Raw genomic sequence first — 21,956 nt, forward strand, 5'->3', positions numbered from 1 at the left:
ACCCGCGTTTCAAACTGGTTGTCGGATCGACGGAAGGCGAAACCATCCTGTCAACAAACAACAAGATGCCGCCGCTCGACAATCCCAAGGTGCGTGAAGCCATCGCCCATGCCATTGACCGGCAGGCCATCATCGACGGGGCGATGTTCGGATACGGCACGCCCATCGGGACGCACTTTGCGCCGCATCATCCGGCCTATGTCGATCTGACCGGGCAGTCGAACTTCGATCCCGAAAAGGCCAAGGCACTGCTGGCCGAAGCAGGGTTCCCGGACGGCTTCACCACGACGCTGAAACTGCCGCCTCCGTCCTATGCCCGCCGCGGCGGCGAGATCGTCGCCTCGCAACTGCGCAATATCGGCATCGAGACCGAGATCAGCAATCTGGAATGGGCGCAATGGCTGGAGCAGGTGTTCCGGGGCAAGGATTTTGGACTGACCATCGTCTCCCACACCGAACCGCTCGACATCGGCATCTATGCCCGGCCGGACTACTACTTCCAGTACGACAATGCCGATTTCCAGAAGATCATCGAGGATCTGAACAACGCGACCGACCCGGATGAGCGCAACAGGCTGCTCAAGGCCGCGCAACAGAAAATCGCCGACGACTATGTCAACGGCTATCTGTTCCAGCTTGCCAATACGGGTGTCGTCAACGCCAAGCTGCGCGGCGTGTGGGAGAACGCGCCGACACAGGCGGCCGATATGACGGCGGTCTACTGGGAAGACTGAGCAACCGGGGAGCGGGCGCGACAAACCGGCGCCCGCTTTTCAAAACCCGAACGGGCCGGATCGGCCTGTCTGACCGAAGCGATTTCGAGCCGGCTTCATGCTTCCCTATGTCTTCAAACGGCTGGTCTCCCTGACCCTCAGCCTGCTTGCCGCGAGCCTGGTGATTTTCTTCGTCATCGAAGTCGTTCCGGGCGACCCGGCATCATTCATGCTGGGGCTGAACGCCGAGCCCGAAACCGTTGCCGCCCTGCGCGAGAGCCTTGGCCTCAATGCCTCGGCGCCGGTTCGCTACTGGCAGTGGATCACCGGCTTGCTGCAGGGGGAATTCGGCACCAGCTACACCTATCGCGTTCCGGTCAGCGAACTCATTGTCGACCGCATCTGGGTGTCGATGCCCTTGTCCGTCTACGCGCTGCTGCTTTCGACGGTGATCGCCTTTCCGGTCGGCGTACTGGCCGCGGCGCGGCGCAACTCGCCCACAGACGTCTCGATCATGGGTGTGACGCAGCTCGGCATTGCGGTGCCGAATTTCTGGTTCGCCATGCTCCTCGTGCTGGTCTTCGCCGTGACCCTCAGATGGTTTTCCGCCGGCGGATTTCCCGGCTGGGAAGCGGGCTTTTTTGCCGGCATGAAGGCGCTCACCCTGCCGGCGGTCGCGCTGGCCCTGCCGCAGGCATCGATCCTTGCCCGTGTCATGCGCTCCTCGCTGCTCGATACGCTGGGCGAGGATTTTGTGCGCACGGCCCGCGCCAAGGGTTTGACCCGCCGCCAGGCGCTCTGGCGCCACGCTCTGCGCAATGCGCTGATCCCGGTGCTGACCATTATCGGCCTTCAGTTTTCCTTCCTGCTTGCCGGCGCGATCATCATCGAGAACGTGTTCTTCCTGCCCGGCCTCGGCCGGCTCGTGTTCCAGAGCATCACGCAACGCGACCTCATTGTCGTCAAGAGCGTGATCTTCCTGCTCGTCTTTGCGGTGATCCTCGTCACGTTCATTGTCGACATCACCTATGCGATCGCCGATCCGAGATTGCGGAGGGCGCGCGCATGAGCGATATGCGCGTCGAGCCGTCGCTGAGAGCCGGCATGGTGGCCGCGGCGCTGCGCTCGCCGAGCTTCATGATCGGTCTGGTTCTGACCGCGCTGTTCGTCGCGGTGGCGCTGATCTCCTTTGTCTGGACGCCCTATGACGTGACCCAGCTCGACATTGCCAACAAGCTGAAGACGCCCTCCCTGGCGCACTGGTTCGGTACAGACGCGTTCGGCCGCGACATCTTTTCCATGGTTATGGTAGGCGCGCGCGTGTCGATCGCCGTCGCACTCATTGCCGTCGGCATCGGCATCGTCATCGGCGTGCCGCTGGGCCTGCTCGCGGCCGCGCGGCATGGCAGCCTCGTTGACGAGATCGTCATGCGCACAAACGATCTGGTCTTTGCGTTCCCGGCGCTGCTCATGGCGATCATGATCACGGCCGTCTTCGGGCCGAGTGCTGTCAACGCCATCACCGCGATCGGCATATTCAACATTCCGGTCTTCGCCCGGCTGTCGCGCGGCGCCGCGCTGTCGCTGTGGCAGCGCGATTACATCCTCGCGGCACGCGTTGCCGACAAGGGCAAAACCCACATCTCGGCCGAGCATATCCTGCCCAACATCACCAATCTCCTGATCGTGCAGGGGACGATCCAGTTCTCGCTCGGCATCCTCGCCGAGGCCGGCCTTGCCTATGTCGGTCTCGGCACCCAGCCGCCCTTGCCGAGCTGGGGACGCATGCTCTCCGAAGCCCAGACCATGATCTATATCGCGCCGCATCTGGCGATCTTTCCGGGTCTTGCCATCGTGTTCACCGTGCTCGGGCTCAATCTCATGGGCGACGGCCTGCGCGATATCTTCGATCCCAAGCTCAGGCGGGCGCGCTGATGTCGCTGCTCGATGTCGAACATCTGACGCTGTCGATCAAGGGCGCGCCGATCCTTGACGATGTTGATCTCAAGGTGGACGCCGGCGAGGTGCTCGGTGTTGTCGGCGAATCCGGTTCCGGCAAATCCATGACGGCGATGGCGATCATGCAACTCCTGCCGGCCGGCACGCAATGGACCGGTTCGATAAGGCTGGACGGCAAGGCGCTGGAGACATTTTCCGAAAAGGACATGTGCGCGCTCAGGGGCAATGACATCGGCATGGTCTTCCAGGAGCCGATGACGGCGCTCAACCCGGTGCAGACGATCGGCGATCAGGTGGCCGAGACAATCCTCGTGCACTCCGGCAAGTCGCGGCGCGAGGCCAAACGGATCGCGAGAGAAGCGCTTAACCGCGTCGGCCTGCCGGAGGACCGCTTTCCCCTCGACCGCTATCCGCATGATCTGTCCGGCGGCCAGCGTCAGCGCGTGGTGATCGCCATGGCGATCGCGCTTCGCCCCAAGCTTCTGATCGCGGACGAGCCGACCACCGCGCTCGATGTCACCACCCAGGCCCAGATACTCAAACTGCTGAAGAAACTGGTCGATGAAGACGGCATGGGCCTCATCCTCATCACCCATGATCTGGCGGTCGTTGCCGAAATGGCCGACCATATCGCCATCATGAAGGATGGCCGTGTGGTCGAAGCGGGCGATACGCTGGCGCTGTTCCGCCGCATGGAGCACCCCTACACCAGGGCGCTTTTCGAGGCCTCCAGCCATGTCCCGAGCCGAAATCCGGTGCATGTGCCGGAGCGGGGCAAGCCGGTGGTCGAGGTCAGCGACGTCGTCCGGGACTATCCTTTGCCGCGCCGGTCCCTGTTTCGCGCGCCCGGTCACTTCCGCGCCGTGGATCATGTTTCATTGGCCATCCGCCGCGGCGAGAATGTCGGCCTCGTGGGGGAGAGCGGCTGCGGCAAATCCACCCTGACGCGCGCCATCCTGGCGCTCGACCCCGTCCAGGGCGGTGAGATCAGGCTCAACGGCAGCGTCTTTTCGACCGGCGGCGAGGGGCCGGGCCGGGATATGCGGCGCCGCGTGCAGGTGGTCTTTCAGGATCCCTACAGCTCGTTCAATCCGCGCCATCGCGTCGACCGGCTTATCTCGGAGCCGTTTTTCCTTCTTGACAAGCAGCCGGACCGCGAAGAGCGGCGCAGGCGTATCGACAATGCCTTGATCAATGTCGGGCTTCGGCCCGATGACGCGCACAAATACATCCATGAGTTTTCCGGCGGCCAGCGGCAGAGGATTGCGATCGCGCGGGCGCTGATCATCGAACCGTCCCTGATCGTGCTGGATGAGGCCGTCTCGGCGCTGGACGTCTCGATCCGTGCCCAGATCCTCGACCTTCTGGCGGATCTGTCCGACCGGCTCGCCATTTCCTATCTTTTCATTTCACACGACCTTTCGGTGGTGCGCGCCATCACCGACCGGGTGCTCGTCATGAAATCCGGCAAGGTCGTGGAAGAGGGGCCGACGGAGGATGTTTTCCGTAATCCGCAGCACAGCTATACGCAGGAGCTGCTGGCGGCGACGCCCGTCCTGGACGAGGCGCTGAGGGCGCGCGAGGCTGAGATCGGCAATGGTTGAATTGGGCGCGAGATATCAATGTGGTAAGAGGCTGGCAATATGATCGGGAGAAACGGCAATGAGGCTTGCAGGCAAATCGGCAATCGTGACCGGCGGTGCGTCCGGGTTCGGCGCGGGGATCGTCACCAAGTTCATCGCGGAGGGGGCGAAGGTCCTGGTTGCCGACATCAATGGAGAGGCGGCGGCGTCCTTTGCACAACAACAGGGACCGGGCGCAACGGCACACACGGTCGATGTCTCCGACGCGATCAGCGTGGAGGCCATGGTCGACGCCGCCCTCGCCGAATTCGGCGATGTCGACATTCTGGTCAACAATGCCGGCGTCGCCCATCAGCCGGCGCCGCTTGAAGAGGTGACCGAGGAGGATTTCGACCGGGTGATTGCGGTCAACGCCAAGTCGGTTTTCCTGACCGCCAAGGCGCTTGTGCCTCATATGAAGAAACGCCGTAGCGGCGTGATCCTCAACGTTGCGTCCACGGCCGGCGTCAGCCCGAGGCCGCGCCTTAACTGGTACAATGCGTCGAAGGGCTGGATGATCACCGCGACCAAGGCCATGGCCGTCGAACTGGCGCCCAGCGGCATCCGGGTCAACGCCCTCAATCCGGTCGCCGGCGAAACGCCGCTGCTCAAGACCTTCATGGGCGAGGACACGCCCGAGATGCGGGCCAAATTTCTGGCGACCATTCCGATCGGCCGGTTCTCGACGCCGGAAGACATGGGAAATGCCGCCTGCTACCTGTGTTCGGACGAAGCGTCGATGGTCACCGGCGTCGCGATGGAGGTCGACGGCGGCCGCTGTATCTGACCGGACGGCCATCCTTCTTCAGCGATGCGGCCAAGCTCGGGTGGTGTTTTCGCCACTCCCGGACCCATTCAGGCTTGACAGTCCATGACGGGGCTGGCTCCATTGAACTGGAATAATTCAAAACGGGCACCATGTTTGTGTTCATGACGTCAGCGCGTCGCAAATCGGCGGGCGTGCCTGATGGCCGAAAGCTGTGAGGCAGGACTGTTGAGACGAAATTGAGCCGACATATATTCGAATATGTTTCAGCGTTTCTGGGAGGAGTTGAATGACAAGCATAGCGATGACAGTGAACGGGCGCGAGGTCAGCGCGGACGCCGAGGACCGAACGCTTCTGGTGGAGTTTCTGCGCGACAATCTGGGCCTCACCGGCACCCATGTCGGCTGTGACACGTCCCAGTGCGGGGCTTGCGTCGTCCATGTCGATGGGGCCGCGGTGAAATCCTGCACCATGCTTGCCGCCCAGGCGGCCGGTTCCGAAGTGACCACCATCGAGGGCCTCGCCGGCGGCGCGGAACTCCACCCGGTCCAGAAGGCTTTTCACGAAAATCACGGATTGCAGTGCGGCTTCTGCACGCCCGGCATGATCATGGCCGCGACGGAGATGATTCGCCGCCACGGCGCGTCGCTGGACGAAAAAACGGTTCGGGCCGAGCTGGAAGGCAATATCTGCCGCTGCACCGGCTACCACAATATCGTCAAATCCATTCTTGCCGCAGCGGCGGAAATGGGCGGCGCGCAACAGGCAGCCGAATAGATCAATTGGGTGCGGAGTGGACACCGTTCGGGCCTTGACCGCCTGATCCGTCCGAGCGCGAGGAGACCCGTTCAAGGACGGGCGCGCACCGGACGCAGGAGCCACCCGCCGAATGGAGGAGATTTCAGATGGGTGTTGAAGGAATTGGCGCCAGTGTTGCGCGCAAGGAAGACAAGCGTTTCATAACCGGTAAGGGCCGCTATACCGATGATATGGTGGTACCGGGCATGAAACATGCCTGTTTCGTGCGCAGCCCCCATGCTCACGCCAGGATCAAGGGCATCGACAAGACCGAGGCGCTCGACGTCGACGGGGTCATCGATGTGCTCGACGGCAAACAACTGACCGAAGACGGAATCGGCAATCTGATTTGCGGCTGGATGATCCACTCCAAGGACGGCTCGCCCATGAATATGGGCGTCTGGCGGCCGCTCGCCGAGGACACGGTGCGCTATGTCGGTGACGCCGTGGCTATTGTCGTTGCCGAGACCCGCGCACAGGCGCGCGCCGGCGCCGAAGCTCTCGCTGTCGACTATGAGGAACTGCCGGCGGTCACCGAATCTGTCAAGGCGCTGGAAGAGGGAGCTCCGCAGATTCATCCCGAAGCCGCAAACAATCTCATCTTCGACTGGGAAATCGGTGACAGCACGGCCACCGATGCCGCGCTTGAGAGCGCCGCGCATGTCACCGAGATGAATATCGTCAACAACCGGCTTGTTCCCAATGCGATGGAGCCGCGTGCCGCGCTTGGTCTCTACAATGCCGCGGAAGACCACTATACCTGCTGGACGACCTCGCAGAACCCGCATGTCGCCCGGCTGGTGATGAGCGCCTTCTACAATGTGGCGCCGGAAAACAAGCTGCGTGTGATCGCGCCGGATGTGGGCGGCGGTTTCGGCTCCAAGATCTATATCTATCCCGAGGAGATCGTCTGCCTGTGGGCCTCGAAGCGCACCGGCGTTCCGGTCAAATGGGTTGCCGACCGCACGGAGTCCTTCCTGTGCGACGCCCATGGGCGCGACCATGTATCGACGATCAGGATCGGCTTCGATTCCGACCACCGGATCACGGCGCTCAAGGTCGACACGCTCGCCAATCTCGGCGCCTACATGTCGCTGTTCTCATCGTCCGTTCCGACCTATCTCTATGCGACGCTGCTGTCGGGGCAATACAATATCGCCAACATCCATGCCAATATCCGCACGGTCTACACGAACACGGCCCCGGTGGATGCCTATCGCGGCGCCGGACGTCCGGAGGCAAGCTATCTGTTGGAGCGGACGATGGAGACGGCGGCGCGCGAGCTGGGCATCAGCCCGGCCGAACTGCGCCGCAAGAATTTCATCACCGAATTCCCGCATCAGACGCCTGTTATCATGGCCTATGACGGCGGTGATTTCGGCGCGTCCCTGGATGCCGCCATGCAGGCCGCGGATTATGACGGCTTTGCCGCCCGCAAGGCCGAATCGGAGGCGCGCGGCAAGCTGCGCGGCATCGGCATGAGCTGTTACATCGAGGCGTGCGGCATTGCGCCCTCGCAGGCGGTCGGCGCGCTTGGTGCCGGTGTCGGCCTTTGGGAATCGGCCGAGGTTCGCGTCAACGCCGTCGGCACGATTGAGGTGCTCACCGGCTCGCACAGCCACGGGCAGGGCCATGAGACGACCTTTGCGCAACTGGTCGCCGAGCGGCTCGGCGTCGGCGTTGATACCGTCAACATCGTCCACGGCGACACCGACAAGGTTCAGATGGGTATGGGAACCTACGGATCACGCTCGGGCGCGGTTGGCATGTCGGCGATTTCGGTGGCTCTCGACAAGGTCGAGGCCAAGGCCAAGAAGATCGCCGCGCATCTGCTGGAGGCCGATGAGGCCGACATCGTGATCGAGGGCGGCGAACTGAAGGTGGCCGGTACCGATAAGGCACTGCCGTGGTTCCAACTGGCCCTTGCCGCCTATACGGCGCACAACCTGCCGGAGGGCATGGAGCCGGGGCTCAAGGAGAGCGCCTTCTTCGATCCGACCAATTTCAGTTTCCCGGCCGGCTGCCACATCTGCGAAGTGGAGGTCGATCCCGATACCGGCGTCACGGAAATCACGCAGTTTGTCGCCGCCGACGATTTCGGAACGATCATCAATCCGATGATTGTCGACGGGCAGGTGCATGGGGGCGTTGCCCAGGGCATCGGCCAGGCGCTGCTGGAAGGCTGTGCCTATGACGCCGATACCGGTCAGCTCGTGACTGCCAGCTACATGGACTACACCATGCCGCGGGCCGACGATCTGCCGTCCTTCAACGTCACCACCACCAAGACGGAATCGCCGTCCAATCCGCTCGGCCTGAAAGGCTGCGGCGAGGCCGGCGCGATCGGTTCCCCGCCGGCGGTGATCAACGCCATAACCGATGCCATCGGCAACAACGATCTGGCCATGCCGGCGACGCCGCAGACCGTTTGGTCGGCAATCCAGCGCTGACATATCGAGAGGAAAGGACACACCATGTACAAGACCAATTATCACCGTGCCTCCTCGGTCGATGAGGCAGCCAGCCTGATTGCCGGTGCCGATGACGGCAAGCTGATCTCCGGCGGGCAGACGCTGATTCCGACGATGAAGCAGCGTCTGGCCGCACCGGGCGATCTTGTCGACCTGCGTCACATCGCCGATCTCAAGGGCATCTCGGTCGCCGGCAGCACGGTCACGATCGGTGCCGCAACGACCCACGCCGATGTCGCCGATTCGGCGGAAATCCGCAGCGCCTGCCCGGCGCTTGCCGGTCTCGCCTCGCATATCGGCGACCCGCATGTACGCAATATGGGGACGATCGGCGGATCTGTCGCCAACAACGACCCGGCCGCCGACTATCCGGCAGCCATGCTCGCGCTGAATGCGACGATCCACACCAACAGCCGCGAGATCGGCGCCGACGATTTCTTCGTCGGCCTGTTCGAAACGGCGCTGAACGACGGTGAGATCATCACCGCGATTTCCTTCGATGCGCCCGACAAGGCGGCCTATCAGAAGTTCCCGAACCCCGCGTCGCGCTACGCGATGACCGGTGTGTTCGTCGCCGGCGGTGCCGGCGGTGTCCGTGTCGCGGTCACCGGCGCGGGCAGCGACGGCGTCTTCCGTGCAGGCGATATGGAGGCCGCGCTTGCCTCCAACGTCTCGGCCGCGGCCCTCGACGGCATTTCGGTGGACCCGTCGGACCTCCTGTCCGACCTGCACGGCTCGTCCGAGTACCGCGCGAACCTGGTCAAGGTCATGGCCCGCCGGGCGGTCGACGCCGCCGCCTGACCGGCGCCGGGTCCAGAAAAGCAAAGCCGCCCGGACAGGCATTCGGGCGGCTTCTTTATCTGGTTATGGCAGCAGCCTGCTATTGGATCACGACGACCCTTGCGCTGCGGCCGGGCTTGACCCGGTTGTAAAGGTCGATCACGTCCTGATTCATCAGCCTGATGCAGCCTGACGAGGCGGCGGTGCCGATGGAATTCCACTCCGGTGATCCGTGCAGGCGGTAGAGCGTGTCGTTCCCGTCCTTGTCGAAAAGATAGAGCGCCCGTGCGCCGAGCGGGTTGCGCAGCCCGGGGTCCTGTCCGCCATTGGCGTATTTCTTCAGGTGCGGCTCGCGCTCGATCATCTCTTTCGGCGGATGCCAGCGCGGCCAGGGCTGTTTCCAGGACACATAGGCTTCGCCTTCCCAGGCGAAACCGGCACGGCCGACGCCGATCCCGTAGCGAACCGCCTTGTTGCCGGGAAGCACGTAGTAGAGAAAGCGCTTGCGCGTGTTGACGATGATCGTGCCGGGTTTCTCAGGCGTATAGAATGTGACGATCTGACGGTGATACTGTTTCGGAACACGGTTGATCGGCACCGCAGGGATCTTGTATCCCCCGTCCTTGACGGCGCCGTATTCGCTTGTGAAGATCTGCTGGGTCAGCTCCGGTCCGCCGCTCACGCAACCGGCGAGCGCCAGCATGGCCGCGATACCAATTCCCGAAATGGTTTTACGCAAGTTCATTTTGGCCCCTCTGCAGTCCTTTGGCAGGTACAGTCCCGCTCGGACAGTTTACTGTTATGGTTTATTTTTTATTACCGCAGCCATTTCAAGACTTGTCGCCCTGTAAAAAATTCGTGAGCGGCCAGATCGGCATCTGATATGGCAATCGTGCAACGCCCGGCCGACGATCTTGCCAAGAATCGCGACGCGTGCCAGCTTACCGCCAAACAGGTTGTTCAAATGCCGATCGTTTCGCCGCACCCCGAGCCCACCCTGGTCGATGGGCGCCAGTCCGAACGCGCGTTGCTCGTGCGCCGCGGGGTTCAGCGGCTGTTCGGCGATTTGAGGCATGCGGTCCTGCCTGAGCTCGGTCTTGCCGGCGGCCGGCGTGCCGATCTCGTCTCGCTGTCGGAAAAGGGTGAAATCTGGATCGTCGAGATCAAGTCCTCGATCGAGGACCTGCGGGCCGACAGCAAATGGCCGGATTACCGCCGGCATTGCGACAGGCTGTTCTTCGCGACACATCCGGGCGTGCCGCTGGACATCTTTCCGCAGGAGTGCGGGATGATCCTGTCGGACGGCTTCGGGGCCGAGATTGTCCGTGAAGCCCCCGAACACAAACTGGCCCCGGCCACACGCAAGGCGCTGACGCTGAGATTTGCGAGGGCCGGTGCGGACCGGCTGCTTGTCGCCGAACAGATGGCCTACGGACAGGCGGAGAGCTGACGCCTCAGCGCGGCGCCCTTTTGGCCAGGATACGCTGCAGTGTTCGCCGGTGCATATTCAGCCGACGCGCCGTCTCGGAAACGTTCCGGTCGCACATTTCGTAAACGCGCTGAATATGCTCCCAGCGCACCCGGTCGGCGGACATCGGATTTTCAGGCGGCTCGACTTTTTCCCCCGGCTTGCGGGTAAGGGCCGCAAAGACTTCATCCGCATCGGCCGGTTTGGCCAGATAATCGACGGCGCCGAGTTTTACCGCGTTCACGGCCGTTGCGATGTTGCCGTAACCGGTCAGCATGACGATACGTGTATCGTCGCGCACCTTGCGGAGATCCTCGATCAGTTCGAGCCCGTTGCCGTCGGTCAGCCTGAGATCGACGACGGCATATTTCGGCGGCGCCGCCTTGACCGCGGCACGACCGGCCGCCACCGATTCGGCGAGTTCAACGGTAAATCCGCGGCTTTCCATCGCCCGCCCGAGGCGGCGCAGGAACGGTCCATCATCGTCGACGATCAGCAGTGTCGGATCGTCTCCGATCGATTCAGTTTGGCTGTCGTTGCCGGTCTGAGTGTTCATGACGAGAAGAGGTCCCTCAAATTACCCTCCCTTGAGTGCGTTGTGATCGGATCATTTGACCCGATCCAATCACAACGCACTCTAAGCTACCACATAAGGCCGTTGCGGAAAAAAGCCAATATATACAATGCCGCAATTGCATCAGCCCGCGGCGACCTCCATCGCCGTCCGCGGCCAGGTGACGGTTACGGTCGCGTGGCGGCCGTTGCGGTTGGCGAATGTCAGATTGGCGCCGGACCGTTCCAGCAACGTCTTGGCAATGAAGAGGCCAAGTCCGAGCCCGCCCGCGCTCGGCTCGTTGCTGTGGCTGCGCCGGGTGACGTACGGATCGCCGATGCGCGACAGCACAACCGGCGGGAACCCCGGCCCGTCGTCGCTGATGCGTATGCTCACTTCGTCGGCGTTGCATTCGGTCTCCACTTCGACCGTGGTTTTTGCGAAGTCGACGGCGTTTTCCAGAAGATTGCCGAGACCATATAAAATTCCGGCGCTGCGCTGCCCGACGGGATCGTCCTGATCGTCCGCCTTGCGGGTGACCTTGATGTCGACGCCGAATTCACGGTGCGGGGCGATGACTTCCTCGATCAGGGACGAAAGCGGCAGCCGGCTCATAAGAACCTCTTCCGTGGACGAAAGGGTGGTGAGCCGCCGCATGATGTCGCGGCACCGCTCGCTCTGTGAGCGCAGCAGCTGTACGTCTTCGCCGAAACGCTCATCGTCTCCGAGTGCCCGCTCCATTTCACGCGCCACGACGGTGATTGTCGCAAGTGGCGTTCCGAGCTCATGGGCGGCGGCGGCGGCAAGCCCGTCAATCGCCGAAAGGTGCTGTTCGCGCTGCAGGGTGAATTCCGTCGCCATCAGCGCGTCGGCCAGTTCCTCCGCCTCGGCCGAGACGCGATAGGCGTAAAAGGCGGAGAAGGCGGCCATCGACACGATGGCGACCCAGTTGCCGGTGATCAGCACCCATGGCGGTTCGAACGGCGGGCCCGGATACCAGGGCAGGGGCCGGTGATAGACCGCAAGCACCGTCACCGCGAGCACCGCGACAATGCCGAGAAGGATGATGTTGCGCGGCGGCAGGGACGCGGATGCGACGATCACCGGAACACATACCAGCACCGAGAACGGGTTGACGAGGCCGCCGGTGAGAAACAGGAGGCCGAAGAGCTGGAGGATATCGAGGCCGAGAATGACGGTTGATGTCGAGGGGCTGAGGCGGTGCGCCTTGGGGTAGCGGATGCGCAGCGCGATATTGATCAGCGCCAGGCAGGCGATAAGCAGAAAGCAGGATGCGACGGGCAGCGGGAAGCCAAAACCGTAGGCCACGCCCAGAACCGTGACGCTCTGGCCGATAATGGCCAGCGTGCGCAGCCGGATGAGCGTGCGCATTCTCAGATGATTGGCGTAGCGGGTTTCGGCGGGGTGTTCGGAGTAATCCATGGCGGTCCGTCTTTTCGGGGTTTTGCGATCTTACTCTTTGCGCCTGTCTTTGGCACGCCGTGTCGGTTCGGCCGATGCCGGATCCTGCGGCCAGGAATGCTTCGGGTAGCGCCCGCGCATGTCCGCCCGCACGTCTGACCAGGAACCGGCCCAGAACCCCGGCAGATCGCGGGTCTTCTGGATCGGCCTTTGCGCCGGCGACAACAGTTCCAGAACAAGCGGCACCGCGCCGTCCGCCAGCGCCGGATGCTCGCGCAGGCTGAAAAGCTCCTGCACCCTGACGCTTAGCACCGGTTCATCGCCGTCATAGCGGATTGCGATGCTTGAGCCCGCAGGCGTTGAAAAACGCTTCGGCGCCAGCCGGTCGATCTCGCGCTGCAGATCGAAAGGCACGAGGGACATCAGCCCGTCGGCGAGGCCTTCCGGATTGATCCGGGCAAAGGCCGCGACGCCTGATTGGAACGGCACGAACCAGTGATCGATACGATCAAGCAAAGCGCCATCGGATAGGTCAGGCCAGGCGTCGCCCCGTGTCCGCTTCAGCCAGCCAATGCGGCTGCGCAGTTGTCTGCCCGACGACGACCAGGGCAGCGCATCGATCCCGCAAAGACGCACACCCTCGGCCAGCGCGCCGGCCACGGCATCGGGCGAGGGGTTGCGAAGCGGCTGCTCATCGAGGACGAGAGCGCCGAGCCGCCGGACCGTTCGTGCGCGCACGCTGCGCGTATCCCGGTCGAACACGACATCTTCGGTCTTCGAAATCCGCTCCGCAAGATGCGTCTCGATTGACTCGGCATCCAGCCGCGCGGCGGAGAGAATCCGTTGCGATGCGGCCTTTCCCGTCAGATCCGCGACGACGATGTACTGTTCCTTCGCCAGCGCCGAATGGTCTTCGACAAATGCGCCGCGGCCGTTTGCCAGCGAAAACCGCGCCTTGCCGTCCGACCGGCCCTGGCACCGGGCGACGCGGTCGGCAAATCCGCCAAGCAAAATGGAACCGGCGTCCGCCGTGAAGCCGCTGCGGTCCTGCTCCCCGCCGGTGACAGTGTGCGCGATGCGTTTTACCAGCGCCCGCGCGCTCCTCGCCCTTTTATCGCTGTCGCGCCGGAATTTGCGCCAGCGCTCGTCGATATCCGCGGACGCGCCGCCAAGACCCTGTTCGCTGAGCAGCACGGCAAGCTCGGCCGCCTCATGACCCAGCCCCTCGCCCGCCGCGTCTGTCACCATGGCCGCCAGCCGCACCGGCAGCCCAAGCCCGCGCATGGTCCGGCCCTTCGCGGTCAGGTGACCGGCCTCGTCAAGGGCGCCGAGTGTCCGCAGCAGGCCGCCTGCCTCGGCGATGGCCGGTCCGGGCGGGGGATCGATGAACCGCATCGAGGCGGGATCCGTCACGCCCCATGCGGCGCAGTCGAGGATCAGGTTGCCGAGATCGCTGGCCAGCATTTGCGGCGGCGGGAACGCCGGCAATGCCGCCGTCTGCTCTTCCCGCCACAGCCTTATGGCCATTCCGGGCTCGGTGCGGCCCGCCCGCCCGGCTCTCTGGTTGGCGGAAGCCCTCGAGGCGCGGACCGTTTCCAGCCGGGTTATGCCCGTCGACGGTTCGAAGACCGGCAGGCGCTGCAATCCGCTGTCGATGACGATGCGCACGCCATCGATCGTGATCGAGGTTTCGGCGATCGACGTCGCCAGCACGATCTTTCGCTCGCCCCGCGCCGGCGGACGGATGGCGGCATCCTGCTCCTTGCCCGAGAGGTCGCCGTAAAGCGGGGCGATGAGCGCGTCCAGATCGTCTTTGCCGAGCAGTTCGGCGGTTCTGCGGATCTCGCCCTGGCCCGGCAGGAAGGCCAGGATCGAACCGGCCTCCTGGCGAAACGCCTCGACGGTCGCCGCGTGCATGGCCGTTTCAATCCGCTCGCCGGGCCTTCGTTCGCGGTAGCATATATCGACGGGATAGGCGCGGCCGCGGCTCTCGATCACCGGCGCCCCGTCCATGAGCCGGCTCACACGCTCGACATCGAGCGTTGCCGACATGACGAGCACCCGAAGGTCCTCGCGCAGTGCCGATTGCACGTCGAGGGCCAGCGCCAGCCCGAAATCGGCATCGAGAGAACGTTCGTGAAACTCGTCGAAGAGAACAGCCGATATTCCGGACAGCTCCGGGTCAGCGAGGACCAGACGGGTAAAGATGCCTTCCGTCACCACTTCGATGCGGGTTCTCCTGCCGACCCGCGTATCGAGCCGCGTGCGGTAGCCGACGGTCTCGCCCGCTTCCTCGCCGATCAGGCGCGCCATCTGGCGGGCGCTCGCCCGCGCGGCCAGCCGCCGCGGCTCCAGCACCAGGATCCTGCCGTCCCCGCGCCAGGGAGCGTCGAGCAGATGCAGCGGCACCAGCGTGGTCTTGCCAGCCCCCGGCGGCGCGGCAAGGACGGCGCAGCGGCGCTCCTCAAGCGCGGCCAGCAGCGCCGGAACGGCTTCGCTGACGGGAAGTTCGGGAAGGGCATGGGTCATCGTTTCGCACACCGCTCTAAAACCTTTGGCAAGGAAAATGAAGCCTCGCGCTCCGCCGAATTTCCCCGCGCCCCTCGCTATCACGGTTTGCTTGCATTACATAAAGGCGAGTTGGAGTTCCGTCCGGAGGTACAGGATGAGTGAGGAGCAGGGCCGCAGAACCTTGGTTCTGACCGGCGCGAGCCGGGGCATCGGACATGCGACCGTCAAGCGGTTCTCCGCCGCCGGATGGCGCGTCATTACCTGCTCGCGGCAGGACTTTGCCGAAAACTGTCCATGGCCGGCCGGTCCGGAAGATCACATCAAGATCGATCTGTCCGATCCGGAGGATGTCGGCAGCGCCGTTGCCGAGATTCGTCACCGCCTGGACAAGGAGGGCGGGCAGCTCCATGCGCTGGTCAACAATGCCGGCATCTCGCCGAAAACGCCGGAGGGCGAGCGGCTCAACTCCCTCGAAACACCGATGCACACCTGGCGCGATGTGTTTCAGGTCAATTTCTTCGCGCCGATCCTTCTGGCGCGCGGGCTGTTCAAGGAACTGGCGGCGGCGAAGGGTTCGGTCGTGAATGTCACATCGATCGCCGGTTCGCGCGTTCATCCGTTCGCCGGCACCGCTTACGCGACCTCGAAGGCGGCCCTGGCGTCGTTGACGCGTGAGATGGCGGCCGATTTCGGCCCGCACGGCATAAGGGTCAATGCCATCGCGCCCGGTGAGATCGAGACGGCGATCCTGTCGCCCGGCACCGAGAAGATGGTGGAGAACATTCCCTTGAGGCGCCTTGGCTCCACCGACGAGGTCGCCGAGACGATCTATTTTCTCTGCTGCGATGCCTCTTCCTATGTCACGGGCGGCGAAATCCACATCAATGGCGGCCAGCACGTCTGACGTGAAAGCTGCTGATGGAATGCTGGGGCATTTTTTCTATTGATTTTGCTCGCCATCCAAAAGGATGGTTCTTGGTCCGGTCTCAAGAACTTCATGTTGTGATGTTGCATCAACAATTCTCTTTCGAAGAAATGGTGCAAGAGACCCGTGTAGACGCGCCTGATCTCTCAATGCCTGTCGTACCAGTTCGTCTCTGATTTCGACGTGATTTGTCGTATCGACATAGGACTCGTGCGATAGAAATATCGCCTCAAATGGCGCTATTGAGACGGCTAGCCCGGATTTCTCACCGCGTGGTCTGATTGGATTATTTGTTGTTCAGTGCTTTGGGTTTTGAGCTTGTCTGATTCGGGGGCGAGTTGATCCGTTGCCGCACAACGCGGCGATGCGTCCACACGCCCTTAAAAACGATGACGCATGGCATGTGCGATCCAGGCTGCATTGCAAGCGCAAACCCTCAAACTGTGAGAAGTCCGGGCTAGGGTCAATCGACATTCAGGATTGAACGAACCCGCTTCGCGGGATTGGAGCAAGTATCTGGCTTGATTGGCCTCCTGATGGAAGGATTTGAGTGTTGCGGCTCAACCTTCCACAGGAGACCATTTCATGACCGATACCAGCCCACAAAAGAGCCCTTTGCGGCGGCCCATGATCGAAGACATGACGGTGCGCAATCTTTCGCCGGCCACGCAGCGATCCTACATCCATGCGGTCAAGAAGTTCAGCCGGTATTTCAACCGGTCGCCGGATCGTCTGGGGCTTGAGGATGTTCACGCCTTCCAGGTGCACCTTGTTACGCATGGCATTTCCTGGCCGGCGCTGAACCAGACGGTCTGCGCGTTGCGGTTTTTCTACGGCATAACCCTCGGCAGCGCCGAGATCCCCGAGCGGATTGCCTATGCCAGCAAACCAAGGAAGCTTCCGGCGGATAATCTGAACTTCGTGAATGGCGTGCTGTGGGTATTGCCGTCAGGTGCGCATTGGCATGACCTGCCCAAGCGGTACGGCAAGTGGAAGACGGTGCACAAGCGTTTCACCCGCTGGGCAAAAGCGGGGGTGCGGGAACGTGTGTTCGAACATCTGATCCGAGATCCGGATAACGCCTATGTGAGCCTTGATTCCAGTCTCGTACGCGCACATCAGCAGGCAGCCACCGGCAAAGGCGGCGGCCAAAAAGGGGGGACCAGGCTCTGGGGCGTTCCCGAGGAGGACTGACAACTAAACGACCTTCCGGCTGAGGCCGGAGGGATTTTTGATGTGTTTGCCCAGGTACTGAAGTACCACGTCTTCGGTGATGGCACCGTTGGTTGTGGAGAAGTAACCCCTGCCCCGGAAGTGGCAGCCCCAATAGCGTTTTTTCAGATCAGGAAATTCGCGGAACAATTTGAAAGCCGTGCGCCCCAGACCAAAGTCGCCAGCCTCCCGATCTCCCGGCCAAGTATTCAGCACCAGCATCGGCAGGCTGTTTTCGCGCAGGGCGGCCAGCAGCGTTCGGCAGATGCATCATAAGGAAAATGGCATTCCAGCGCCTCAAAACCATCTGCCTTGGCGGCAAACACCGCATCTGTCAGCGCCAGATCCGTGTAAAGAAACCCCAAATTCGCAGAGCATCGCATCAATCATCCCATTCCACATCGAACCTCGTGACCACGGCCTCGACCTCGTCGTCCGACAGGCCGCGCGCATTCATGCCACGCACCATCATCGCCAGCTTGGCGGTGTCCTCCAATTCCTCGATCGCATTGCATGCTGCTTCGACATCCTTTCCGGCGACAACCGGTCCATGGTTTGCCAGCATGACGGCACTGCGCTTGCCGGCAAGTCCGCGAACGGCGTCGGCCATTGCAGGGTCTCCCGGCATGAAAAACGGCAGCAACTTCACGCGACCCAGCTTCATGATCGAGTAGGGGGTGAGCGGCGGAAGAAAGTCATCTTCGTTTGCATCGGGAAGCATCGACAAAGCCACCGAATGACAGCTGTGGAGATGAACCACGGCGCCAGCACTCCTACGCGTTTCGTAGAAAGCTTCATGGAGAGGCATTTCCTTGGTCGGTTCATCGCCACCGATCAGGGCGCCATTGGCATCGAAATGGGACAGGCGACCGGGATCGAGCCGACCGAAGCTTGTCCCCGTCGGCGACACAAGAAGGCCGCCATCTTCGGTACGTGCCGAGATGTTTCCCGTGCTGCCACCGGTCAGGCCGCGATCGAACATGGACTTGGCAAGCAAGCAAATCTGCTCGCGCAGCACGGTGTCACGCATTGTTGCCGCCCAAAATCCGATCCGCTTTCACAAAGTAATCGACAGTGCCGAAATTGCCTGACTTGAGCGCCAGAACGAGGTTTTCGCCGGCGCGCAAGGCCGGCACGCCTGGATCGATCTCCGGCCCGATTTCAAGGGTATCGATGTTCAACGCCTCGACAATCGCCCCGGACGTCTCACCGCCCGCCGAAAGAATCCGGGTGATCCCCAGTTCAGCCAGACAGGCGGCCGTAGCGCCAAAAAACGATTCAAGCGCGTGTGCCACCGTCTCTTTTCCGAGTGCGGACTGGCTTGCCTGCACATCGGCCGGATCAGTGGAACTATAAGCGATGGGCAGTCCCTCCGTTTCCATCAGCCAGCGAGCCACGTCCACGGGCGTTTGCTCGCCATTGACAACCCGCGCCGGCTCGATCTTGCAGCCGGGATGGTATTGCAGATGATGGTCTATCTGTCCGCGCGTTGCGATCGAGCATGACCCGGACAAGATTGCCGCCTTGCCGTCCTGGGGTCGCCAGGGCACCTCTGCCGGCATCACTCCGAGATTGGCGGGCAGGCCCAGAGCCATCCCCGATCCGCCGGTGACCAGCGGCAGCCCCTTGGTCGCGGCGCCGATCTCGATCAGATCGGCATCACGCAACGCGTCCACGATCAGCATCCGGTTGCCGGCAATCTCCTGGGCAGCCATTTGAGCGGCGATTGCATCTCGTCCCTGAAAGACCGTTTCGGCTGCAATATGCCCGACCGGGTAGATGCTCTGCCGGGCCATCAGGCGGCGCAAGCTGGCATCGCGCATCGGCGTAAGGGGATGGTCTTCCATGCCGCTTTCATTGAGCAAGGCGTCCTTGACAAAAAGGTACCCCTGATAGACTGATCGCCCCGCGCCAGGGAAAGCAGGGCAAACAACAACCTGCTGCGCACCCAGAGCATCGGCCAGTGCATCGGCGACCGGCCCGATATTGCCCGCATCGGTACTGTCGAAGGTTGAGCAGTATTTGAAGAAAAACTGCTCGCAGCCCTGCGCCTTCAACCAATCCAGCGCATCAAGCGACTTTCGCACCGCGTCGGCCGCAGGGATGGAGCGCGATTTCAGAGCGATGACCCCAGCCTGCACATCCGCCGCTGCGGGTTTGTACGGCACGCCGGAATACTGCACCGTGCGCATGCCGCCCTTGGCCAGCGTGTTGGCCAGATCGCTTGAGCCCGTGAAATCGTCCCCGATGCAGCCCAGTAACATTCAGCCGTTTTCCGGTAGCTTGATACCGCCTTGCCGGGCAAAATGTTTTGCGATTGCCGCATCATCTTCATGCCCAAACCCGGCAGCCGAGGCGGCTTTGAACTGTTCGAGAGCATTGGCGCAAATCGGAACAGGGAGACCCGCCGATGCCGCGATATGGGTGACGATTCCCAGATCTTTGGGCCATATGTCCACTTTGGAATGCGGCGTGTAATCACCCGCCACAACATGCGGCGCTCGGTTTTCGAACATCCATGATGTTCCGGCGGAGACCGAGACCACGTCGAGGATCCGCTTGGGGTCTAACCCTTGCGAGACGCCGAAGGCGACCGCTTCACCCATGGCGGCGATATGGACGCCGGCCAGGAGCTGGTTGACGGCCTTCATGGCGGAGCCTGGTCCGGCATGATCGCCAAGCCGATGCACGGTTTCAGCCATCGCTTTCAGCACAGGATCGGCAGAGGCAAAGGCATCGGCACTGCCCGAAGCCATGATCGAAAGCCGCCCGTCGGCCGCCTTGACGGCACCGCCGGAAATGGGTGCGTCCAGATAAAGGATGCCGCGGTCTCTTGCGGTGGTTTCCATTTCGATTGCGAACCGAGGCGAAACCGTTGCGCAGGAAACGATCACGGCTCCCGGCTCCAGCCTTGAGGCAAGACCTGCCTTGCCGAACAAGACCTCACGGGTCTGGCCGGCGTTCAGCACCGCGCTCACGACAGCATCGGCGCGATCGTCACCCTGATAGCCGCCGGCCGCTTGCAACATGTCCAGCCGGGCGCGGTCAGGATCATGGCCCCGGACTTTGTGACCGGCGCGGATGAGGGTGGTCGCCATGCCAAGCCCCATTGAACCAAGACCAGCGAAATCAATGAGCATACGCTAAGCTCCAAAAAGCCAATGAACCGGCCACATGGTGATCTGCGGAACGTAGGTGATGATCATGAGAGCGGCGAAGACCATCAGGACAAACCAGACCAATTGCGGAATGATCTGAGCAATGCGCAGGTTTGCCACCGCACAAGCGGCAAACAAGTTCACGCCGAGCGGCGGGGTGATCATGCCGAGCGCGAGATTGACAACGATGATCAAGCCAAAATGAACCGGATCCACGCCGTAGCTGACGGCAATCGGCGCCAGAATGGGCGCCAGAACGAGGATGGCCGCGGATGTTTCAATAAACATCCCCACAATCAGCAGCAAGATGTTCACCGCCAGAAGAAAGGCGATTCGGCTTTCGAAGACTTCACGGAACAGAATCGCGATCTCATTGGGCAAGCCGGACCGGGTGATCAGGAACGAGAACAGGGCGGCCGCCGAAATGATGACCATGATGACGGATATCGAAATGATCGTCCTTTTCAGGATGTCGGGAAGATATTTCAGTTTCAGTTCACGGTAGATGAGCATGCCGGTGACCAGGGCAGTCACAACGGCGACGGCGCTCGCCTCGGTCGGGGTGAAAACGCCCGTATAGATTCCCCCCAAAATGACAATCGGCGCCAGCAAAGCCGGCAATGCAGCCAGAAGCGCTGCGCCCGGGCTTTGCCGGTCGCGGCCGTCTTCCTTGCCGATGCCGCGCACCCGGCAGATCACGAGGACCAGAACCATCAATGAACCGGCCACAACAACGCCAGGGCCGAGCCCCGCCACAAACAGCTGGCCGATCGATGTGTCGGTGGAGACGCCATAAAGGATCAGCGGGATGGATGGCGGGATGAGGACGCCCAGCTCCGCCGACGATGCCTGAACGGAGGCCGCCAGCGGCTTGGGATAGTGATGTTTCACCATGGCCGGGATCAAGATGGCGCCGATGGCAAAGGTCGTTGCCACCGACGAGCCGGATACGGACGCAAACAGCATGCAGGTCAGCACGCAAGTGCAGGCAAGGCCGCCCTGCATGCCTCCGACCAGCGATTTGGCAAGCTCCACGAGCCGGTGCGAGATGCCGCCGGCCGACATCAGATTGCCGGCGAGAATGAAGAGCGGGATCGCCATCAGCGGGAAGCTGTCGATGCCGGTGAACATCCGTTGCGCAACCAGCAAAAGCGGCAGGCTGCCATGCGCCTCGATCCCGATGACCGACGCAAGACCGATGGCGACCGCAATGGGAACGCCAAGGATAAACAGGATCGCAAGCGCAAGACCAAGCGCGCTGTTCATTGCAGTTCATCCATGTTACGCGCTGCCAGCCAATCGCCCTGCAACGCACGAACGATGCAGGCGAGAATGGCGATGATGATAAACACAGAGCCGACCGGCAGGGCCGCATAGACCCAGGATATGGAGATCTGAAGCGCCGCCAAGTTCTGCGGAATGACACGCTCTGTCATCAGAACGCCCTGCCACAGAAGGATTGAGAAGAAGATCAGCGATGCGATGTTGGCCAGGACAAACATCGCAAAGCCCAACCGTGGCGGAAGCGAGTTCTGAATCACGTCTACCGAAATCATCGCGCCATGACGGAAGGCCACGGCCACGCCGAGAAAGACGG

General features: G+C 62.3%; 20 protein-coding genes and 1 pseudogene. 11 read left to right on the plus strand and 10 right to left on the minus strand.

Annotation, left to right across the window (positions count from 1 at the left end; all coding sequences use genetic code 11):
- From AC5E6N_RS15230 to AC5E6N_RS15265, 8 genes are all read left to right on the plus strand, one after another.
- Positions 1-734 (plus strand): ABC transporter substrate-binding protein (locus tag AC5E6N_RS15230; RefSeq protein ID WP_491748603.1); only part of this gene is annotated, 734 nt, incomplete at its 5' end.
- Positions 735-831: 97 nt separating this feature from the next.
- Entirely contained in the window at positions 832-1,782 is a 951-nt protein-coding gene (locus tag AC5E6N_RS15235) for an ABC transporter permease (RefSeq protein ID WP_491748604.1), read from the plus strand.
- Positions 1,783-1,817: 35 nt separating this feature from the next.
- The gene (locus tag AC5E6N_RS15240; protein ID WP_491748620.1) at positions 1,818-2,648 is read left to right on the plus strand and encodes an ABC transporter permease; all 831 of its coding nucleotides are present in this window, start codon (positions 1,818-1,820) and stop codon (positions 2,646-2,648) included.
- On the plus strand, positions 2,648-4,276 hold the full coding sequence (locus AC5E6N_RS15245; RefSeq protein WP_491748605.1) for an ABC transporter ATP-binding protein: 1,629 nt from the start codon (positions 2,648-2,650) through the stop codon (positions 4,274-4,276). Before AC5E6N_RS15240 ends, AC5E6N_RS15245 begins: the two co-directional genes overlap by 1 nt.
- 58 nt (positions 4,277-4,334) lie before the next feature.
- Positions 4,335-5,081 carry an SDR family oxidoreductase gene (locus tag AC5E6N_RS15250; protein WP_491748606.1) on the plus strand — a complete coding sequence of 249 codons (747 nt, stop codon included), beginning with the start codon at positions 4,335-4,337 and terminating at the stop codon, positions 5,079-5,081.
- Positions 5,082-5,349: 268 nt separating this feature from the next.
- Entirely contained in the window at positions 5,350-5,838 is a 489-nt protein-coding gene (locus AC5E6N_RS15255; RefSeq protein ID WP_491748607.1) for a (2Fe-2S)-binding protein, read from the plus strand.
- 128 nt (positions 5,839-5,966) lie between these two features.
- Entirely contained in the window at positions 5,967-8,309 is a 2,343-nt protein-coding gene (locus AC5E6N_RS15260; RefSeq protein ID WP_491748608.1) for a xanthine dehydrogenase family protein molybdopterin-binding subunit, read from the plus strand.
- Positions 8,310-8,333: 24 nt separating this feature from the next.
- Complete coding sequence (locus AC5E6N_RS15265; protein WP_491748609.1) at positions 8,334-9,131, plus strand: FAD binding domain-containing protein; 798 nt, start codon at positions 8,334-8,336, stop codon at positions 9,129-9,131.
- 79 nt (positions 9,132-9,210) lie between these two features.
- Here AC5E6N_RS15265 and AC5E6N_RS15270 read toward each other — a convergent pair whose 3' ends face one another.
- Complete coding sequence (locus AC5E6N_RS15270; RefSeq protein WP_491748610.1) at positions 9,211-9,855, minus strand: L,D-transpeptidase; 645 nt, start codon at positions 9,853-9,855, stop codon at positions 9,211-9,213.
- Between the two features lie 219 nt (positions 9,856-10,074).
- Between AC5E6N_RS15270 and AC5E6N_RS15275 the strand changes: the two genes are divergently transcribed.
- On the plus strand, positions 10,075-10,560 hold the full coding sequence (locus AC5E6N_RS15275; protein ID WP_491748621.1) for an MmcB family DNA repair protein: 486 nt from the start codon (positions 10,075-10,077) through the stop codon (positions 10,558-10,560).
- A 4-nt stretch (positions 10,561-10,564) separates the two neighbouring features.
- Here the strand turns inward: AC5E6N_RS15275 and AC5E6N_RS15280 are convergent, their stop codons facing one another.
- From AC5E6N_RS15280 to hrpB, 3 genes are all read right to left on the minus strand, one after another.
- Positions 10,565-11,134, minus strand: a complete 570-nt coding sequence (locus AC5E6N_RS15280) for an ActR/PrrA/RegA family redox response regulator transcription factor (RefSeq protein ID WP_491748611.1) — start codon at positions 11,132-11,134, stop codon at positions 10,565-10,567.
- A gap of 141 nt (positions 11,135-11,275) precedes the next feature.
- Complete coding sequence (locus AC5E6N_RS15285; protein ID WP_491748612.1) at positions 11,276-12,574, minus strand: ActS/PrrB/RegB family redox-sensitive histidine kinase; 1,299 nt, start codon at positions 12,572-12,574, stop codon at positions 11,276-11,278.
- A gap of 30 nt (positions 12,575-12,604) precedes the next feature.
- Positions 12,605-15,082, minus strand: a complete 2,478-nt coding sequence (hrpB, locus tag AC5E6N_RS15290; RefSeq protein WP_491748613.1) for an ATP-dependent helicase HrpB — start codon at positions 15,080-15,082, stop codon at positions 12,605-12,607.
- A 136-nt stretch (positions 15,083-15,218) separates the two neighbouring features.
- On the opposite strand from hrpB, the gene AC5E6N_RS15295 reads away from it, so the two are divergent.
- Together AC5E6N_RS15295 and AC5E6N_RS15300 are read left to right on the plus strand one after the other, a co-directional pair.
- Positions 15,219-15,968, plus strand: a complete 750-nt coding sequence (locus AC5E6N_RS15295) for an SDR family NAD(P)-dependent oxidoreductase (RefSeq protein ID WP_491748614.1) — start codon at positions 15,219-15,221, stop codon at positions 15,966-15,968.
- A gap of 648 nt (positions 15,969-16,616) precedes the next feature.
- Positions 16,617-17,191: pseudogene (locus tag AC5E6N_RS15300) on the plus strand (IS5 family transposase); the annotation flags it as partial.
- Here AC5E6N_RS15300 and AC5E6N_RS15305 read toward each other — a convergent pair.
- From AC5E6N_RS15305 to AC5E6N_RS15330, 6 genes are all read right to left on the minus strand, one after another.
- A complete protein-coding gene (locus tag AC5E6N_RS15305; RefSeq protein ID WP_491748615.1) occupies positions 17,187-17,423 on the minus strand; it encodes a transposase in 237 nt (78 codons plus the stop codon). The pseudogene AC5E6N_RS15300 and the gene AC5E6N_RS15305 overlap by 5 nt on opposite strands.
- Before the next feature lie 160 nt (positions 17,424-17,583).
- A complete protein-coding gene (gene otnC / locus AC5E6N_RS15310) occupies positions 17,584-18,231 on the minus strand; it encodes a 3-oxo-tetronate 4-phosphate decarboxylase (RefSeq protein WP_491691997.1) in 648 nt (215 codons plus the stop codon).
- Positions 18,224-19,465 carry a 3-oxo-tetronate kinase gene (otnK, locus tag AC5E6N_RS15315; protein WP_491748616.1) on the minus strand — a complete coding sequence of 414 codons (1,242 nt, stop codon included), beginning with the start codon at positions 19,463-19,465 and terminating at the stop codon, positions 18,224-18,226. The genes otnC and otnK overlap by 8 nt, the downstream gene beginning before the upstream one ends.
- Positions 19,466-20,341 (minus strand): L-threonate dehydrogenase, encoded by an 876-nt coding sequence (ltnD, locus tag AC5E6N_RS15320; RefSeq protein WP_491748617.1) that lies wholly within the window; start codon positions 20,339-20,341, stop codon positions 19,466-19,468.
- A 3-nt stretch (positions 20,342-20,344) separates the two neighbouring features.
- A complete protein-coding gene (locus tag AC5E6N_RS15325) occupies positions 20,345-21,625 on the minus strand; it encodes a TRAP transporter large permease (RefSeq protein WP_491748618.1) in 1,281 nt (426 codons plus the stop codon).
- Positions 21,622-21,956: TRAP transporter small permease (locus AC5E6N_RS15330; RefSeq protein ID WP_491748619.1), on the minus strand; the 335-nt coding region annotated here is incomplete at its 5' end. The genes AC5E6N_RS15325 and AC5E6N_RS15330, both read right to left, overlap by 4 nt.

Source organism: Hoeflea sp., from assembly GCF_984452065.1.

What these genes read in the sequence shown, in the direction of transcription:
- AC5E6N_RS15295 (WP_491748614.1), top strand. Translation starts at nt 15,219, where the DNA reads ATGAGTGAGGAGCAGGGCCGCAGAACCTTGGTTCTGACCGGCGCGAGC.
- AC5E6N_RS15260 (WP_491748608.1), top strand. Translation starts at nt 5,967, where the DNA reads ATGGGTGTTGAAGGAATTGGCGCCAGTGTTGCGCGCAAGGAAGACAAG.
- otnC (WP_491691997.1), bottom strand. Translation starts at nt 18,231, where the DNA reads ATGCGTGACACCGTGCTGCGCGAGCAGATTTGCTTGCTTGCCAAGTCC.
- AC5E6N_RS15250 (WP_491748606.1), top strand. Translation starts at nt 4,335, where the DNA reads ATGAGGCTTGCAGGCAAATCGGCAATCGTGACCGGCGGTGCGTCCGGG.
- AC5E6N_RS15265 (WP_491748609.1), top strand. Translation starts at nt 8,334, where the DNA reads ATGTACAAGACCAATTATCACCGTGCCTCCTCGGTCGATGAGGCAGCC.
- AC5E6N_RS15270 (WP_491748610.1), bottom strand. Translation starts at nt 9,855, where the DNA reads ATGAACTTGCGTAAAACCATTTCGGGAATTGGTATCGCGGCCATGCTG.
- AC5E6N_RS15305 (WP_491748615.1), bottom strand. Translation starts at nt 17,423, where the DNA reads ATGCTGGTGCTGAATACTTGGCCGGGAGATCGGGAGGCTGGCGACTTT.
- AC5E6N_RS15245 (WP_491748605.1), top strand. Translation starts at nt 2,648, where the DNA reads ATGTCGCTGCTCGATGTCGAACATCTGACGCTGTCGATCAAGGGCGCG.
- otnK (WP_491748616.1), bottom strand. Translation starts at nt 19,465, where the DNA reads ATGTTACTGGGCTGCATCGGGGACGATTTCACGGGCTCAAGCGATCTG.
- AC5E6N_RS15255 (WP_491748607.1), top strand. Translation starts at nt 5,350, where the DNA reads ATGACAAGCATAGCGATGACAGTGAACGGGCGCGAGGTCAGCGCGGAC.
- AC5E6N_RS15325 (WP_491748618.1), bottom strand. Translation starts at nt 21,625, where the DNA reads ATGAACAGCGCGCTTGGTCTTGCGCTTGCGATCCTGTTTATCCTTGGC.
- hrpB (WP_491748613.1), bottom strand. Translation starts at nt 15,082, where the DNA reads ATGACCCATGCCCTTCCCGAACTTCCCGTCAGCGAAGCCGTTCCGGCG.
- AC5E6N_RS15280 (WP_491748611.1), bottom strand. Translation starts at nt 11,134, where the DNA reads ATGAACACTCAGACCGGCAACGACAGCCAAACTGAATCGATCGGAGAC.
- AC5E6N_RS15240 (WP_491748620.1), top strand. Translation starts at nt 1,818, where the DNA reads ATGGTGGCCGCGGCGCTGCGCTCGCCGAGCTTCATGATCGGTCTGGTT.
- AC5E6N_RS15285 (WP_491748612.1), bottom strand. Translation starts at nt 12,574, where the DNA reads ATGGATTACTCCGAACACCCCGCCGAAACCCGCTACGCCAATCATCTG.
- AC5E6N_RS15235 (WP_491748604.1), top strand. Translation starts at nt 832, where the DNA reads ATGCTTCCCTATGTCTTCAAACGGCTGGTCTCCCTGACCCTCAGCCTG.
- ltnD (WP_491748617.1), bottom strand. Translation starts at nt 20,341, where the DNA reads ATGCTCATTGATTTCGCTGGTCTTGGTTCAATGGGGCTTGGCATGGCG.
- AC5E6N_RS15275 (WP_491748621.1), top strand. Translation starts at nt 10,075, where the DNA reads ATGCCGATCGTTTCGCCGCACCCCGAGCCCACCCTGGTCGATGGGCGC.